The sequence below is a fragment of the Diaminobutyricibacter sp. McL0608 genome (genome assembly GCF_039613825.1).
GTDB lineage: Bacteria > Actinomycetota > Actinomycetes > Actinomycetales > Microbacteriaceae > Diaminobutyricibacter.
Genome location: NZ_CP154826.1, coordinates 2,030,524 through 2,046,741, shown reverse-complemented (window position 1 = coordinate 2,046,741; position 16,218 = coordinate 2,030,524). Strand labels below are relative to the sequence as shown.

16 protein-coding genes and 1 tRNA gene are annotated in these 16,218 nt (G+C 67.8%); 7 read left to right on the top strand and 10 right to left on the bottom strand.

All coding sequences use genetic code 11. The features are described from left to right. Window positions 1-4: 4 nt before the first annotated feature. The 5 genes from AAYO93_RS09665 to AAYO93_RS09645 are packed head-to-tail and all read right to left on the bottom strand — an operon-like array spanning window position 5 to window position 4,723. Window positions 5-979 carry a helix-turn-helix transcriptional regulator gene (locus AAYO93_RS09665; RefSeq protein WP_345764761.1) on the bottom strand — a complete coding sequence of 325 codons (975 nt, stop codon included), beginning with the start codon at window positions 977-979 and terminating at the stop codon, window positions 5-7. Then, complete coding sequence (locus AAYO93_RS09660; RefSeq protein WP_345764760.1) at window positions 972-1,997, bottom strand: helix-turn-helix transcriptional regulator; 1,026 nt, start codon at window positions 1,995-1,997, stop codon at window positions 972-974. Before AAYO93_RS09660 ends, AAYO93_RS09665 begins: the two co-directional genes overlap by 8 nt. A 44-nt stretch (window positions 1,998-2,041) precedes the next feature. Continuing rightward, window positions 2,042-2,998, bottom strand: coding sequence for an FKBP-type peptidyl-prolyl cis-trans isomerase (locus AAYO93_RS09655; protein ID WP_345764759.1), 957 nt, complete (start codon window positions 2,996-2,998; stop codon window positions 2,042-2,044). 58 nt (window positions 2,999-3,056) lie between these two features. Next, entirely contained in the window at window positions 3,057-4,088 is a 1,032-nt protein-coding gene (locus AAYO93_RS09650; RefSeq protein WP_345764758.1) for a tRNA (adenine-N1)-methyltransferase, read from the bottom strand. After that, window positions 4,085-4,723: an HAD family hydrolase gene (locus tag AAYO93_RS09645; RefSeq protein ID WP_345764856.1), complete on the bottom strand. Its 639-nt coding sequence runs from the start codon at window positions 4,721-4,723 to the stop codon at window positions 4,085-4,087. Before AAYO93_RS09645 ends, AAYO93_RS09650 begins: the two co-directional genes overlap by 4 nt. Before the next feature lie 148 nt (window positions 4,724-4,871). On the opposite strand from AAYO93_RS09645, the gene AAYO93_RS09640 reads away from it, so the two are divergent. After that, window positions 4,872-5,795, top strand: coding sequence for a proteasome assembly chaperone family protein (locus tag AAYO93_RS09640; protein ID WP_345764757.1), 924 nt, complete (start codon window positions 4,872-4,874; stop codon window positions 5,793-5,795). A gap of 25 nt (window positions 5,796-5,820) precedes the next feature. Here AAYO93_RS09640 and AAYO93_RS09635 read toward each other — a convergent pair whose 3' ends face one another. Then, window positions 5,821-6,675, bottom strand: coding sequence for an undecaprenyl-diphosphate phosphatase (locus tag AAYO93_RS09635; protein ID WP_345764756.1), 855 nt, complete (start codon window positions 6,673-6,675; stop codon window positions 5,821-5,823). Window positions 6,676-6,714: 39 nt separating this feature from the next. Continuing rightward, the gene (locus tag AAYO93_RS09630) at window positions 6,715-8,028 is read right to left on the bottom strand and encodes a M20/M25/M40 family metallo-hydrolase (protein WP_345764755.1); all 1,314 of its coding nucleotides are present in this window, start codon (window positions 8,026-8,028) and stop codon (window positions 6,715-6,717) included. A 109-nt stretch (window positions 8,029-8,137) separates the two neighbouring features. Between AAYO93_RS09630 and AAYO93_RS09625 the strand changes: the two genes are divergently transcribed. Beyond that, window positions 8,138-8,222: transfer RNA gene (locus AAYO93_RS09625), tRNA-Leu, on the top strand. Window positions 8,223-8,440: 218 nt separating this feature from the next. On the opposite strand, the gene AAYO93_RS09620 is transcribed toward AAYO93_RS09625, so the two are convergent. Then, on the bottom strand, window positions 8,441-10,237 hold the full coding sequence (locus AAYO93_RS09620) for a hypothetical protein (RefSeq protein ID WP_345764754.1): 1,797 nt from the start codon (window positions 10,235-10,237) through the stop codon (window positions 8,441-8,443). Further along, entirely contained in the window at window positions 10,234-10,914 is a 681-nt protein-coding gene (locus AAYO93_RS09615; protein ID WP_345764753.1) for a response regulator, read from the bottom strand. Before AAYO93_RS09615 ends, AAYO93_RS09620 begins: the two co-directional genes overlap by 4 nt. A gap of 86 nt (window positions 10,915-11,000) precedes the next feature. Here AAYO93_RS09615 and AAYO93_RS09610 point away from each other — a divergent pair, with 86 nt between their 5' ends. The 3 genes from AAYO93_RS09610 to AAYO93_RS09600 all read left to right on the top strand — a co-directional run bounded on the left by AAYO93_RS09610 (window position 11,001) and on the right by AAYO93_RS09600 (window position 14,397). After that, on the top strand, window positions 11,001-12,005 hold the full coding sequence (locus AAYO93_RS09610; RefSeq protein ID WP_345764752.1) for a cation diffusion facilitator family transporter: 1,005 nt from the start codon (window positions 11,001-11,003) through the stop codon (window positions 12,003-12,005). A gap of 74 nt (window positions 12,006-12,079) precedes the next feature. Beyond that, window positions 12,080-13,078: a helix-turn-helix transcriptional regulator gene (locus tag AAYO93_RS09605; protein ID WP_345764751.1), complete on the top strand. Its 999-nt coding sequence runs from the start codon at window positions 12,080-12,082 to the stop codon at window positions 13,076-13,078. A 185-nt stretch (window positions 13,079-13,263) separates the two neighbouring features. Continuing rightward, a complete protein-coding gene (locus tag AAYO93_RS09600) occupies window positions 13,264-14,397 on the top strand; it encodes a VIT1/CCC1 transporter family protein (protein WP_345764750.1) in 1,134 nt (377 codons plus the stop codon). A gap of 12 nt (window positions 14,398-14,409) precedes the next feature. Here the strand turns inward: AAYO93_RS09600 and AAYO93_RS09595 are convergent, their stop codons facing one another. Next, entirely contained in the window at window positions 14,410-14,880 is a 471-nt protein-coding gene (locus tag AAYO93_RS09595) for a DUF1707 SHOCT-like domain-containing protein (protein WP_345764749.1), read from the bottom strand. Window positions 14,881-15,005: 125 nt separating this feature from the next. Here AAYO93_RS09595 and AAYO93_RS09590 point away from each other — a divergent pair, with 125 nt between their 5' ends. Together AAYO93_RS09590 and AAYO93_RS09585 are read left to right on the top strand one after the other, a co-directional pair. Next, window positions 15,006-15,296 carry a DUF6504 family protein gene (locus AAYO93_RS09590; RefSeq protein ID WP_345764748.1) on the top strand — a complete coding sequence of 97 codons (291 nt, stop codon included), beginning with the start codon at window positions 15,006-15,008 and terminating at the stop codon, window positions 15,294-15,296. 47 nt (window positions 15,297-15,343) lie between these two features. Next, window positions 15,344-16,183: a DUF3097 domain-containing protein gene (locus AAYO93_RS09585; protein ID WP_345764747.1), complete on the top strand. Its 840-nt coding sequence runs from the start codon at window positions 15,344-15,346 to the stop codon at window positions 16,181-16,183. Window positions 16,184-16,218 lie beyond the last annotated feature (35 nt).

The following is a 16,218-nucleotide window of genomic DNA, read 5'->3' as shown; positions in this document are numbered from 1 at the left end:
CCCGTCATTCGTAGCGTGCAGCCCCTGCGGCTGCCCACTCGGCGACAGCCGCCCGGGCTTCCGGCGGCCCCAGGACCGTCACCATCCCGGACAGTCCCGCGACCAACCGTTTCAGGCCGTGGTAATGCGCGACCCGGACGTTCGTGCGGACGAAACTGCCGTTGTCGACGAGGTCTGCGCCCTCCGGGATGTAGTCGGCGATCAGCGGCAGCGCCGAAGCGGACACCTGGATGTCGACGATGAGGTCGTCGGGCGAACCCTCGAACAGGGTCTCGGGCAGGGTGACGTCGGCGGGGCGGTACGTGATCGGTTCGTCGGTCGCGCGGAGATCGCTGATGCGGTCGAGGCGGAACGTGCGGATCGCCTTGCGGAGGTGACACCAGCCGCGCAGATACCAGTCCTGGTCGACGGACTCGATGCGCAGCGGATCCACCCGGCGCCGTTCGTGCTCGCCGCGCGAATTCAGGTAGACGAACTCGAGCTGGGTGCCGTCCGCGACCGCGTCACGGATGAGCTGCAGCGACTCATCCGTCTCGGACCCGGCCACGGCGACCTGGCTGGGCACGGCGGATGCCCCGCGTGCCAGCTTCGCCATCAGCGAGCCGATCACATCGCGGTCGGCGTTCTCAGGAAGAGCAGAGAGGTACTGGAGCCCGGCGATGAGCGCGGCCGCCTCTCTTGCGGAGAACCGCGGCGAATCGTCGATCGCGACCAGGTGGGTCAGTACGATCTGGTCGTTCTCCTCGAAGTCGTCCCACGCGATGTCGAACAGATCGCCGTGCTGATATGAACTGGTCTCCCCCGGAACGCCGGAGACCGCGATCAGGCGGACCGCCTCGCGCAGCTGGGACTCCTCCACCCCGAAGTGTCCGGCCGCCTCTGAGACGCTCACGCGGTCGCGATCCATGAGGTACGGCACCAGTGCCAGGAGGAAAGCGAGCTTGTCCTGGGCCTGCATCGGCCGACGCCGCTCAGCCATCGGATGCCTCCCCCGCGTTGTCGGTGTGCGCCGCGTAGGTCGCCGCCAGACGGGCCCTGACCCGCTCGCGCAGGTGCGGTGGCGAGAGCACGACGACCTCGGGACCGTAACTCGCGAGTTCGTCGGCGATGATGTTCAGGTCGGAATAGTTCACGGACAGACGCGTGTTGCCTGGAGCACGGTCGCCGTAGCGTTTGTTCAGCCGCATCGCCGCATCCGTGCCCGGAACGACCTCGATCTCGGCGACGTTGCGCCGCCAGATGCGTTCCAGCTCGTCGAGGGCGTGTGCGGCGAAGTCGGTGCCGACAGGTTCGAAGGTGCGGTTGGTGATCGTCACGGGTCCGACCATGCGCGAGAGAAGGAAGGTCCTCGGCTCCTGGGCGTCCTGGTCGGTGGCGTGAAGGTGCCAGCGGCCCTGGTGCTGGATGAGTGCGAGCGGCGCGACGGTACGGAGCCGGGATGCGGACTCGCCCGGCTTCAGGTAAGGGAACTGGACGATCGTCCGTCGCTCGAGCGCTACGCTCAGCGGCTCGAACGCGCTCTCGCGCACTCTCAGGCGCGGTGCGTACCCGAGGATCGGCTCGTCGGACTCGACTCCGAGCGAGCGGAGCTTCATGATCGCCCGGCGTGACTCCGCCGAGAGTGATCCCTCCCGCCAGACGGTGGCGGCGAGTCCCAGCAGGGTGATCTCTTCAGCCGAGAAGACGACATCCGGCGGCAGATCGTATGCGCCTTTCGGAATGCGATAGCGGAGCGTCTGGTTGTTGCCCGCGTCGCCCGGCGATTCGACGGTCTCGAGTGGAACGCCGAGTTCGCGGATGTCGTCTTTGTCACGCTCGAACTGCCGTTCGAGGCTGGCGTTGTCACCCGACGGCGAGTAGCGCTGCCGATATCCCTGCACGGTCGACAGGATCTCGCTCTTCGTCAGTCCCGTCTCGGTGGCGAGCAGGGCGAGCACGAGGCTGAAGAGGCGTTCTTCGACCGGCACGCGCGGACGCGAGGAAGACGAGGAAGGCACCCCTTCATCCTAAGGCCGCGGGCGGCCCCGGACGCTGAAGCGGACTAGACGATGCCGAGGATGTCGACGACGTAGACCAGTGTGGCGTTCTGCGGCACTGGTCCGCTGCCCTGGGCGCCGAACGCCTTGCTCGGCGGAACGATGATCGTGACCTGCGACCCGACCTTCTGGCCGACGAGCCCCTCGACTAGCCCGGCGGGAAGTGAGGTGCCCGCGGCCGTCTGGCCGGTGGACATCTGCAGTGTCGCGGGTGTTCCCGTGTCCCACGTGCTGTCGAAGACGGTGCGCTCCTTCCAGAGCACCCCCGTGTAGTGGATGACCACCGTGTCGGACTTCGTGACCGTCTTGCCGTCGCCCTGCTTGTTCACGGCGACCTCGAGCGAAGTCGGCGGTGCCGTGGTCGGCACTGTCACGCCGGGGCGGCCGCCGGGGGCGATCACCACGGTCGGGAAGCCGGGGCGGCCGGGCTGCGGCGCACCGTTCGCTGCCGGGAGGTACGCCTTGTTCACGTCGACGACGATCACGACGGTGTCGGTCGGTGACACGCCGGCGCTCGACGCGCTGGAGCCGAGACCGTCCTTGGGTGAGACGGCGATCGCGAGCCGCGAACCGACCGTCGCGCACTGCAGGCCCTTGTCGAGGCCGGGAATCGTCTTGCCGACCACGAGTGAGGAGCCGGCAGACGGGTCGTACTTCGTCGACTGCAGAAGCTGACCGTTCGTGCCGTTGTAGATCATGAAGTCGACGACGACCTGCTGACCCGTGTGGACCTGGGGGCCCGTGCCCTCGATGACGGTCGTGCGCTGCGAAGTGGAGGTGCGCACCGGGGTCGGGAACTTCACCGTCGGCTGCTCACCGAACTTGCCGGACACGTTGACGACGTCGGAGGCGCTCCCCGACTTCAGCGCCGTGTCGCAGTTGGCGTGCGGGTCGGACGAGCACGCCGTGAGCGTGACAAGAAGCAGTCCTGCGGCTACGAACAGAGCGGATGCGCGGTGCACGAGTCCTCTTTCGGTGCGATCGACGGGAGCGGGGAGGGCTGGCCTCCGGCATTCCATGCTAGTTGATGGAGTCAGGTGCGCCCTGCGCGTCGTCCCCGGCGAGGTTTCTCGCCTTCGAGAGCTCGGCACCCGTGCCCGCAGCACGGATCCGCTTGCGCAGGCTCTTGGGACTGACTTGGCGCTCGCCGAGCGCACCCGGCGTCCAGGCTTCGACGTCGTCGTCGCTGTAGTCGCTCTTCGACGGGCGGCGCTTGAGTTCGGGGAGGATCGTTCCGGGTGCCAGGAGGCGCGCTGTGATCAGGAAGCCGGTGTGGCCGATCATCCGGTGGTCGGGCCGCACGGCCAGGCCTTCGACGTGCCAGCCGCGCACCATGGTTTCGCTCGACTGCGGGTGCGTATACCGGCCGGATGCGCGGATCGCCTCGGCGACGCGCGACAGTTGGGTGACCGTGGCGACATAGCAGAGGACGACGCCACCCGGCTTCAGCGCCTCGGTGACCGCATCCAGGCACTCCCACGGCGCGAGCATGTCGAGGACGACCCGGTCGATCGACTCGGCGTCGACCGTCTCGGGCAGCGTGTCCTGGAGGTCGCCGACCGTGACGGACCAGTTGTCGGGATCGCGACCGAGGAACGTCGCGACATTGCCGCGCGCGACCTCGGCGAATTCGTCGCGTCGCTCGAAGGACCGGAGCGTGCCGGCAGGGCCGATCGCGCGCAACAGCCACAGGGAGAGCGCGCCCGACCCGACACCCGCCTCCACGACCGTGGCGCCCGGGAAGATGTCCGCGAGAGCGAGGATCTGCGCCGCGTCCTTCGGGTAGATGATCGCCGCGCCACGCGGCATCGACATGACGAAATCGTTGAGGAGCGGCCGCAGGGCGAGGTGCTCGACACCGACGTTGTTCGTGACGACCGAGCCGTCGGGAAGTCCGATGATCGCATCGTGCGTCAGCACGCCGCGATGCGTGTGGAAGACCTTGCCGGGTTCCAGCGTGATCGTGTTCAGCTTGCCCTTCGGTCCCGTCAGCTGAACGCGGTCGCCCGCGCGGAACGGTCCGCTGCTCTGCGGGAGTTCGGAGGCGCTCACAGCGCTGCCGTTCGGGCGGCCGCGAGCTCGACGAGGTCGTCGACGGTGCGATCGGCCAGCGTGCTCCAGAGGACGTGCTCGTCCGTCTCGGGAAGCGGGATGATGTGCGGCACGCCGATCGTGGTCGCACCCGACGCGACGGCCGACGCCAGGCCGGCCACCGAATCCTCGATCGCGACGCACTGTCGCGGGTCGACCCCGAGCAGCTCCGCCGCCTTCAGGTAGGCCTCCGGATGCGGTTTCGGCTCGGTCACCTCGTCGCCGCTGACCACGACGTCGAAAGCGTCGAACGGGATGCTCGACACGACCTGCTCCGCCATACGGCGCACGGACATCGTCACCAGGGCGGTCGGGATGCCCCGCTCGCGCAACTCGGCCAGCAGCTCCTTCGCGCCAGGACGCCAGGGAACACCCGCCTCCTTGAGCTGGTTCTGGACACGGTCGGTCAGCCAGGAGACGATCTCGTCGGGTTCCAGGTCGACGCCGCGCGACTTCAGGATGCCGGCGGATATCCACAGGCCCTGGCCGACGAGGGCGAGTCCGTCGTCGTGCGTCCAGACATGCCCGAACGACGCCACGAGTTCGACTTCTGCCGCCATCCAGTAGGGCTCGGTGTCGACGAGGGTCCCATCCATGTCCCAGAGAACGGCCGCGGGAAGGGATGGTGGAGTCAGGGAGGTCACGGGGTCCAAGTCTAGTCCGGGCGCCCCGGGCCTATCCTTGAAGGATGGCGACCGCACGGTCGCCGCGACGGAACGGGGTACCCGGATAGTGGCACAGGGCATGAACTTCCTCGGCGGCCGACTGCTGGTCGTTGCGTTCGAGGGGTGGAACGACGCAGGTGAGGCAGCGAGCGGAGCGGTCAGGACCCTCCAGGACGTCCTCGAGGTCGTGCCCATCGCCGAGGTCGATCCGGAGCTCTACTTCGACTTCCAGTTCAACCGGCCCACGGTGGTCACCGATGACGACGGTCGTCGCCGCCTCGAATGGCCGTCCGCGGTGATGTACGGACCTGTGCGACCCGGTGAGACCGCCCCAGGGCTGGCAGACGACGCCAACCTCCAGGTCAGCGGTAACAACGTCGGCAACATCTACCTACTTCTGGGCACCGAGCCCTCACGCAGCTGGAAGAGTTTCACCGCCGAGATCCTCGATGCGGCCCTCGCGGCGGACATCACCGCGATCGTCTTCCTCGGCGCGATGCTCGCAGACGTGCCGCACACCCGGCCCATCTCGATCTTCGCGTCCAGTGAGAACGCCGCGGTGCGCAGCGAGCTGCAGATCGAGCGCTCGACCTACGAAGGTCCCGTCGGCATCCTCAGTGCGATCGCCGAAGGCGCCGAGGCCGTCGGCATCCCCACCGTCTCGATCTGGGCATCCGTGCCGCACTACGTTCACAACGCGCCCAGCCCCAAAGCGATGCTCGCCCTGATCGACAAACTCGAGGAGCTCGTCGACGTGACCATCCCCCGCGGCAACCTCGTCGAAGAGGCCGCCGCCTGGGAGGCGGGAATCGATGCGCTCGCGGCCGACGACGACGAGATGGCCCAGTACATCCAGCAGCTCGAGCAGGCGCGCGACACGGTCGACTCGCCCGAAGCGAGCGGCGAGGCGATCGCTCAGGAGTTCGAGCGCTACCTGCGACGCCGGGGCGACGGGCGTGACGGTCAGGCCGGCGGCCGGCCGGACGAGCCCTGGCGCAACTGAGCCTCCCGGGAGCGAACGAACCCGCTCAGGCGGCCAGTACGCCCGTCGAGAGCAGCACGATCAGCAGCACGCCGACGACGATGCGGTAGATCACGAACGGCAGGAAGCTCCTGCGTGAGATGTACCCCATGAAGAACGCGATGACCACCAGGCCGACGGCGAACGCGACCACCGTCGCGGCAGCGGTCTCGAGAGGGCCGAAGACCTCCGGCGTGCAATTCGCCGCCGCGGCGACGCACGGGTCCTTGATGGACTTGTACAGCTGGAAGAATCCGCTTCCGAACACGGCTGGCAGTGCCAGCAGGAACGAGTACCTCGCTGCCGCGCGGCGCTGGTAACCCATGAAGAGCCCGGCAGTGATCGTTCCGCCCGAACGGGAGACGCCGGGAATGAGCGCGAGCGCCTGCGCCAACCCGAAGATGATGCCGTGACCCCAGGTGAGCTGGTTCAGCCGCCGGGTCTTCGCGCCCACCGCATCCGCGATCCCGAGCAGGATGCCGAAGATGATCAGTGTCGCCGCCACGATCCACAGGGAACGAAGGGTGGTCTCGATCTGGTTCTGGAACAGCACGCCGAGGACCACGATCGGAATGCTGCCCACGATGACCAGCCAGCCCATCCGCGCATCCGGATCGTTACGCGGAACGCGACCGAACAGCGAACGGAACCATGCGCTGACGATGCGGACGATGTCCTTCCAGAAGTAGATGAGGACGGCGGTCTCCGTGCCCAGCTGGATGATCGCGGTGAACCGGGCACCCGGATCCGCACCTGTGCCCAGGAGCTCGCCGACGATGCGGATGTGTGCGCTCGACGAGACCGGCAGGAACTCGGTGAGTCCCTGCACGAAGCCGAGGATCAGGGCGTTGATGAAGTTCATATGCGTCTTTCCGAGGCCGGTGCCGGCGCGATGCTGTGCTCAGTAGGTCAGGAGGAGGTCCCTGAGGACGGTCCTGCCAAACACTAGCGCGTCGAGTGGCACGCGCTCGTCGACGCCGTGGAACATCCCGGGAAAATCGAGCTCCGCCGGAAGCCGGAGCGGCGCGAAACCGTAGCCGGTGATCCCGAGCAGGCTGAGTGCCTTGTTGTCGGTCCCGCCCGACAGGAGATAGGGCAGCACGGGGGCCCCGGGGTCGTGCGTGTCGAGGGTATCGACGATCGCGTCGATGAGAGGACCGTCGAACGCGGCCTCCAGCCCGACGTCACGGTGCATGATCTCGATCTCGATGTCGGGCCCGACGAGATCGCGGACCTGGGCGAGCACCGAGTCCTCCTCGCCGGGAAGCGTCCTGATGTCGATCAGGGCCTCGGCCGTATCCGGGATCACGTTGTGCTTGTAGCCGGCGTTCAGCAGTGTCGGATTGGTGGTCGTTCGCAGCGTGGCCAGGATGAAGCCGGATGCCGTCCCCGTGCGGAGCACGAGCTCGTCGGGACCCACGCGCTCAGGATCGACGTCGAGCAGCCGTGCGAGTTCGGCGAGGAGTTGGGTGGTCGTCGCGGTCAGCTGGATCGGCCACTCCCGTCGGCCGATCGCGACGACCGCCTCGGCCAGTTTCGTTATCGCGTTGTCTCGGATGAGACGCGATCCGTGAGCCGCCCGACCTCGTGCGATCAGCTTGACCCAGACGAGCGACTTCTCGCCCGTCTGCATCAGGTAGGCACGCCGTCCGTCGAGCTCGATCGAGTACCCGCCGACCTCGCTGATCGCCTCTGTGGCGCCGGCGAACAGTTCGGGGTGGTGTTCGACCAGGTGGTGCGAGCCGCGCCGTCCGCCGTCCTCTTCGTCTGCGAAGAAGGCGACCACCAGGTCGCGCGCCGGCTGCCGCCCGCATCCCAGGATGTCGCCCAGGGCGGCGATGATCATCGCGTCCATGTTCTTCATGTCGACGGCGCCGCGCCCCCACAGCATGCCGTCCTTGATGACACCGCCGAACGGGTCGACCGTCCAGTTGCGCGGGTCGGCCGGCACGACGTCGAGGTGGCCATGCACGACGAGCGCCGGCTTCGACCGATCTCGACCCTCGACACGCGCCACGACGCTCGTGCGGCCCGGATCGGACTCGAACGACTGCGTCCTGAGGCCGATGCCCTCCAGCCGGGCGGCGACGTACTCAGCGGCTTCGCGCTCGCCGTTCGATCGTCCCTCGCCGTAGTTCGTCGTGTCGAACCGGATCAGATCGCGGGCGATCACCGCTGTTTCGTCGAGTGTCATGTCGTCGGTCGCGCTCGTCATGGCACAACGCTACCGGTGCGATCCGGGGCTCACCACTGCGACGAACAGGCCTCGATTTTCGTGCTAAGGTCTTACGTCGGCGGCTGATTCGTCAGCGGCTCATCCACCTGTCCGGGTGGCGGAAATGGCAGACGCGCTAGCTTGAGGTGCTAGTGCCCGTATAGGGCGTGGGGGTTCAAGTCCCCCCTCGGACACACTGTGTTGAGACAGCAGTAACAGAGAATGCCCCGATCATCACGATCGGGGCATTCTTCTGTGACGTCGCACTGGCGTTCTCGTACACACCTGGAATCCGGGGCCGGCTCTTCACGTTCGGGTCGCGAAGATGGCGGCCCCGGTGTTCTGCTTCGAGGCTACAAAGGACCACCGACTCCAGCGGGTGGATGGTCGGTCAATGCGACATCCGCTGTGGTCAGCTGACGACCACGGTGAGCACGACGTGCTCGTCCTCGGCTCGGATGCTCACCCGCGAACCGATCCGCCGAAGTGCGGCGAGGCCGATTCCGGCGTCGCCGTGTCGCGGCTGGGCAATGGTCCCTTCCGAGCGGAGTTCGACGATCACCTCGTCCGCGCCGGGATCATGCCGGATGATCAGGGCTGCCGTGACCCCGCGACCGTGGCGGACGGCATTGGTGAGACCCTCCGACAACGCGTCGACGACAGCCGAGGCCCGCGTGGGGTCGGAGTCGAGAAGGTGCCAGACCTCGTCGTCGATGTCGACCTCGATGCGGAGCGCGGTCCCCCACATCGCGAGGATCCCCTCGATCCCGTCTCGTGCGGACGGCGCCCGCTGCACCGAAGGCGACAGCAACGCACGCTTGATGTCGGCGACGGTCCCGGCGACGACCGCCGACGCATCCACCGGGCGCACGTCGCCTCCTGCACCGTGCGTCCGTTCATCCGTTCGCGCCCGCTGACCGCCGAGACCCAGGGACACCGCGATAAGTTCCGCCTGGACCGTCGAATGCAGCACGTGCGACAGGCGGAGCCGCACGTCCTTGAGCCGGTGCTGGGCCCTGGTCGCCAGACGCACGCGCTCCCGAAGCGACGCGGCGAGCGCATCCTCGTCTCCGTGCAACTGCACGGAGACCGAGCGGATGAGCGCGATGGTGACAGCGACGAACGGGTAGCTGGCGACCTCAGCCCAGTAGAACTCGGCCGAATACCCGAACACCGACAGTGCGGCGCCGTTCTGCACGGCCGCGACGAGGGCCACACCGGTGTAGCAGGCGACGATCGCCGTGATCCGCCACGTCGCCGACGGGATGCGCGAGCCGACGGCGAACGTGGCGGCATTGCCGGCGAGGTAGATGCCGCCGATGACAGGCGTCTGGATGATCGTCACTCCAAGTCCGTAGGTCGTGAGGAAGTGCGGGAAGACGAGAACCAGGTACACGAGAGTGATCACGATCGGAGGATCAGGCTGCAGCCCGGACGCGACGCGCCGGAGACGGTCGCGGAAGCGGATGGGGCGGCCCAGGTCGAGTCCGCCCTCCTCCCTGTCCGCCGGAGTGCCGCGACGCTCGACGTCAGCATCCACGGCTTCCGCATCCCGGAACAGCTCATGGCTCATCGGACGCACCACATCGTCGGAGATTCTGCGCAGCAGGATCGCCGCATCCACCGCTCCGAGCTCTCCGCCGCTCGCGCCGATCGCTGCATCGATGCGCTCAGCAACCGTTGCTGCGAACTGCCGGCGCAGTTCCTCGACGCCTCGGTCCGCATCCGCTCGACGCTCCTCGACGGCCGTGCGCGCCGCGATCAGTCGCCGCTGGACCTCCCCGTGCTCACGCAGAATGTCGACCACGACCGCGATCAGCGTCAGCATCACGAGCGCGCTGACGACGTTGATCGTCACCCGAGAGAGCAGGTCGCCCTGGGCGACCACGATGCCGAAAGGGGCCGCCAAGGTCACTGCGAGAAGCGGACGCACGACGCCGATGGCGGTGAATAGGACCAGTGCGGTCATGACGCGGTGCCGGCCCCGGCCCGGCCGCAGGATGCTGGCGCGCGCAGCCAGCAGGACTCCCCCGAGCAGCACATGGACGACCACCGCGACAGCGAACGCGCGCCAGGCGGGCTCGCCGACCCGGAGGAACTCATAGCCGGCCATGACCGTCACCGCGAACGGCAGAGTCAGCAGCCACGACCAGATCGTGATCGCGTTGTCACCGAAGGCTCGCGCGATCCAGGGATGGCGAGCCGTCATGCTGAGTGCTGCTCCGGAACCGCTCCGTCGTCGTCGACCGCGATCCCGAACACGCGCACATACAGGTTCGTCGCAGCGACCCTGGGGGTCACCGACGCATCGTTCGCGAGGCCGAGTGCCTCATAGGTCCGCGCCACCGTGCGCTCGAGTGCGCGGACGCTCGTCCCGCGCTGCCGGGCGATCTCCACGTTCGACCAGCCCAGCGCGATCCGGCGAAGGGTGTCCAGCTGTGCACGGCTGAGCCCGGTGATGAGAACATCTGCGTCGGAGTGCTCGACGTCCACCGTCACCGGATGCTCGGCGAGGGTCGCTTCGACGACCTTCACGAGCTCGTCGACCGAGTCGATCGCCGCCTTGTTGACGAAGGATGCGCCCGGAATGACGCCGGGCCCCGACGACGCTGCCGATCTGGGGTAGTTGGTCAGGAAGACGACGGCGGTGTGCGGCGCCCTGGCGTGGAGGATCGTTGCGAGCTCGAACCCGTTCGGGCGTTCCCCCAGGTCCACATCCGTGATCAGGACGTCGGGGTCGATCGTGTCGAAGTCGGCGATCGCCGCAGCAGCCGACGAACGCGCGTGCACCTCGAAGCCCGCGTGGCTGAGTGCATCAGAGACAAGGGCGCGCATCAACGCGTGATCCTCGACCACGAGCGCCGTGCGTACCCAGACAGCTGACATGTCCTCAGGTTAGTAGGTGACAGTCGGAAGCTTCGCGCGGCCCGGGCGAGTCGCACGGTCCGGTTCCCCGGTCTACTGTGTGCGGCATGAGCGAAGAGTCCGAGCAGGATCCGAAGCGGCGACGCGCGGGAAGCCTCCGAACGGTGATCATCGCGTTCGGCGCGAACTGCGTGGTGGCCATCGCGAAGACCATCGCGGCCATCGTGACGGGTTCAGCGTCGATGGTGGCCGAATCGGCGCACTCGTGGGCGGATGCGGGCAACGAGATCTTCCTGCTGATGGCGGAGCGGAGGTCGGCGCGACCGCGGAACCCGGCGCATCCGGTCGGCTACGGCCGCGAGGCGTACGTGTGGTCCCTGATCGCGGCATTCGGCCTCTTCACGGCCGGCGCTGTCTTCTCGATCATGCACGGAATCGCCGAGCTCACGAGCACCCGTCCGGGAAGCAACTTCGTCGTCGCATACGTCGTACTGGCGATCTCGTTCGTCTTCGAAGGAATCTCGTTCGCGCAGTCGTACCTGCAGGCCCGGCGGATGGCGGATGCGCGCGGAGCGGGCACGCTCGAGCATGTGCTGGTCACCTCCAACACCACACTCCGAGCCGTGTTCGCCGAGGACGCTGCGGCCCTCATCGGTCTCGTTATCGCCTTCGCCGGTGTGCTCACCCACCAGCTGACCGGCGACGCCGTCTACGACGCGATCGGCTCCATCCTGGTCGGGGTCCTGCTCGGAGTCGTGGCGATCATCCTGATCGACCGCAACCGGCGCTTCCTCATCGGCGAGCCGGCGTCGGATGCGATCACGGACACCGTTCTCGCCGTTCTGCTCGAACGCGAAGAGATCGACAAGGTGACCTACCTTCACCTGGAGTTCGTCGGCCCCGAGCAGTTCAACCTGGTCGCCGCCGTCGACCTCGCGGGCGACGATCCCGAATCGGATATTGCAGGCGAAATCGTCGCCATCGAATGCGACCTCGAGCGCAGCCCGTACATCACGAGAGCGGTCCTGACGCTCTCGCGCCCGGGTGCCACGCCGCTCGAGGCGAAGCCCAGCGACGGTGGACTCGGCACCGTCAGCACGGTGATCCACTGACCGCCTGACCGGTGTGACCGGCTTAGAATCGATACCGGACAGTTCCTGACCGCAATCGACTTCAGACTGGACTCATGGCCACCACCGGTTCGCGCACGCTGCAGCTCCTCTCGCTGCTGCAGACCCATCGCTACTGGCCGGGAGCCGAACTCGCCGACCGGCTCGAGGTCTCGGTACGCACCCTTCGACGCGACGTCGATCGGCTGCGCGACCTCGGCTACCCCGTCGACGCGACCCGCGGAGTCGACGGCGGATACCAGCTCGCTGCCGGAGCGTCCCTCCCGCCACTCGTGGTCGACGACGAAGAGGCTGTCGCGCTCGCCGTGGGCCTCCGCACCGCCGCGCAGGGAGGCATCGCCGGGATCGAAGACGCCTCGGTCCGAGCTCTCACGAAAGTCGTGCAGGTGATGCCGCCCCGGCTCCGCCGGAGAGTGGATGCGCTCCGGTCCGCCACCGTGGTCGGCACAATGCGCCCCGGCCCCTCCGTCGACCACGATGTGCTCACCACCGTCGCCCAGACCTGCCGCGACGAGGAACGCCTCGAATTCGATTACGTCGCCCGTGACGGACAGACCAGCCGGCGTCGGGTGGAGCCGCTTCGGCTCGTCTCGGTCGGACGACGCTGGTATCTCGTCGCCTACGATCTCACCCGGTTCGACTGGCGCAGCTTCCGGCTCGACCGGCTCAGCGAGCCGCGACCGACCGGAGCGCATTTTCGTCCGCGGGCCCTGCCCGCAGACGACGCGGCATCCTTCGTTCGCAACTCGCTCGGCAGCCTCGCGCCGGAACCGGTGGAGATCGACGTGCTGATCCATGCACCGATCGCACACGTCGACGCCACGATCGGCCAGTGGGTGCGATCCGAGGCCGTCGACGCGAACACCACCCGCTCGCAGATGACATCGGATGGCTCCGACTGGGCCCTGTTCGCGCTCGGCGTCGTCGATGCCGACTTCACCGTCCTGTCCCCACCGGCGTTCGCTGAGCGCGTGCAGTCGTGGGGCGACCGGTTCGTGAGGGCTGCCGGAGGAGCCGCGCCCCCATCCGATAGACTGTGTCGAGAAGGGGAGTAGTTCCCGTCGGTTCACGATCCGGCGGCGGTGTGTCGACATACTGGCTGTGACAGCCCGGTACACCACCCGCACCGCGGGCGAACGAGACCTTCGGCCACAGAACAATCATTCGACGCGAACGCGTCTGCTTGCCATGGCCGAAGCGTCGGACCCACCGTGCTTCGGTCGAGACCGAAGGAACGGAAATGAACGCACCATCCAGCCCGGCGAACCCCTCCGCCGCTCCCCCGCGGGAGCCGAGTGCCGCCGACATCAAACGCTGGCGCCAGTACCTCGCCGACGAGCGCGCCGAGGCCGCCGTCTACCGGGACCTCGCCGGTCGACGCACAGGCGAAGAGCGGGACATCCTGCTCGCGCTCGCCGACGCGGAAGGCCGCCACGAGGCGCACTGGCTCGAACTGCTCGGCGACCGGGCCGGCAAACCGCTGAAGGGTGACCTCCGCACGCGGACGCTCGGAGTACTGGCCCGGCGATTCGGTTCGGTGTTCGTGCTCGCGCTCGCCCAGCGCGCCGAAGCGCGCTCGCCGTACGCGTCCGACTCGGATGCGACCCCCTCGATGGCAGCGGACGAACAGATCCACGAGGAGGTCGTACGCGCGCTGGCCGCTCGCGGTCGCAACCGTCTGTCAGGCACTTTCCGGGCTGCCGTGTTCGGTGCGAACGACGGACTCGTCAGCAACCTGGCGCTCATCCTCGGAATCAGCGCCAGCGGGCTCCCCGCCCACGTCGTCCTGCTGACCGGCCTGTCCGGGCTCCTCGCCGGAGCGCTGTCGATGGGGGCGGGCGAATACGTGTCGGTGCGTTCCCAGCGCGAGCTGCTCGACGCATCCACGCCGAATCCGCAGGCCCGCACCGCACTGCCAGACCTCGACGTCGACGCGAACGAGCTCACTCTCGTCTACCGCGCGCGCGGGATGAGCGCCGACGAAGCCGCCGCCCATGCGACGGAAGTGCTTCGCGACTTCACCGTCGACCCGGACGCGGGCAGCTCCGTGGTGTCCGGCGCCGCATCCGACGGAGACGTCGACGAGCACGAAGCGGTCGGGACGGCCTGGGGTGCCGCGATCTCGAGCTTCTGCTTCTTCGCGTCCGGCGCCCTCATTCCGGTGCTCCCCTACCTCTTCGGGCTCCAGGGAACGACCGCGGTGATCGTCGCAGCCGTGCTCGTCGGAATCGTATTGCTCGCGACCGGGGCCATCGTCGGCCTTCTCTCCGGCGGGCCGCCCCTCCGGCGGGCACTGCGACAGCTCGGGATCGGGTACGGCGCGGCTGCCGCAACCTATATCCTCGGCCTGCTGTTCGGCACGACGCTCGGCTGACCGGAGGCCAGGTCAGCGGTCGCGATTCCTGTTGCGGTCCCGGCCCTGGCCGCCGTCGGAGGAGTACTCGATGATCCCGACCACCGGGATCAGTAGGAACCACAGCCAGCTGAAGGCGAAACCCCAGATCAGGCCCGTGAGGAAGAACAGGATCAGCGCGATGAACGGGACGATCGCAGTCCAGACGTAACGCCGCCGCCTCGGGGGCTCATCGCGATCCCAGGTGCGATCGCGGGAGGCGTCATCGGCCGGGGCGAACGTCCCCGTCGCGTTCGACCCAGGCAGGGCACCGGGAAGGTCGGCGAAGAGCGGGCCCAGGTCGCCCCTGGTGACCGCGGCGCGTGCGGCTGCGCTCCGAGTCGCCAGCTCGGCGTCGGTGAGACGCCCATCCCTCGCGTGTGCTTCGAGGGCCGCGACAGCCTGATCGCGCTCGGTGTTGCTCAGGCGGATCCTGGATTCCGACGGATCGGTGAAGTCGCTCATGGTCTCATTGTGGACCCGCCGCCGACACGCCGGAACGGTCGAACAGGACTTTCCCTGTGAGGGTCCGGCGACGTACACTCGAGCAATCGAACATATGTTCGAATTCCTGAGCGAGGTGAATGGGCATGGCGGAGATCGACGAGGCCGTCACGGTGTGGACGACGGATGACGGTGTGCCCATCCGGCTCGTATGGCGGTCGACGCCGTACCGCGTCACCGACACCCCGACGGTCTGGGCCGACACGTGCGAATGGTGGCGGCCGTTCGAACCCCACGAATACGGCGTCGGCAGCGTCCCGCGGCGGATCGGCGGCTGGCGGTTCCAGGCGACGAGCGATCGGGGCGAGGCGCACGTCTTCGATGTGCGTCACGACGACACCGACTTCAGCTGGAACCTGGTGCGGATCTTCGACTGACCGCGTGCCTCCGCGAGCGCGATGACAGCTCGAACTACGCTCGCCGGGTGACCTACGACCGCTACGGCTCCGACGTACTCGCATCGGGGTGGAAGACCGCCGGACAGAAGCCAGTGCCTGAGGTCGAAGCCGTGCGCGACCTCGTCGTCGAAGACGCCGCGAGCGGATTCTGCGGTGCGGTCACGCGCATCGAGCGTTCGACCGTCGAACTCGAGGACTACTTCGGCAAAAAACGGGTATTCCCGCTCGGAGGTTCCTTCCTCATCGACGGCGAGCCCGTCTCGCTGATCGTCCCTCGTGCGACCGATGCGGGAAGGCGGGCGCGGACAGCATCCGGATCGTTCAGCGTCGCCGGCGCTCCGGCGCGCGTCGCGCGGGCAAGCCGCATCTTCGTCGAAGGCCGGCACGACGCCGAACTCGTCGAGAAAGTATGGGGCGACGACCTTCGGGTCGAAGGGGTCGTCGTCGAATACCTCGAAGGCGTCGACCACCTCGACGAGATCGTGGGCGAATTCGCGCCGGACGCCGGGCGTCGGATCGGAGTGCTCGTCGACCACCTCGTCCCCGGCTCGAAGGAGAGCAGGATCGCGGAGCAGGTCGCGTGCGGCCCGTACGGGAAGAGCGTGCTCGTCGTCGGACACCCCTATGTGGATGTGTGGCAGTCGGTGAAGCCCGAACGGCTCGGATTGGAGGCGTGGCCGGTCATCCCCCGCTCCGTGGAATGGAAGCACGGCATCTGCGATGCGCTCGGCTGGCCGCACGCGGACCAGGCGGATGTCGCACGCGCCTGGAAGCGCATCCTCGGCACTGTGAGGTCGTTTGCCGACCTCGAACCGGAGCTCCTCGGACGCGTCGAACAGCTCATCGACTTCGTCACCGAGCAGTGACGCTCCTAACGATTTGGCAACGGCGGACAGGCCAA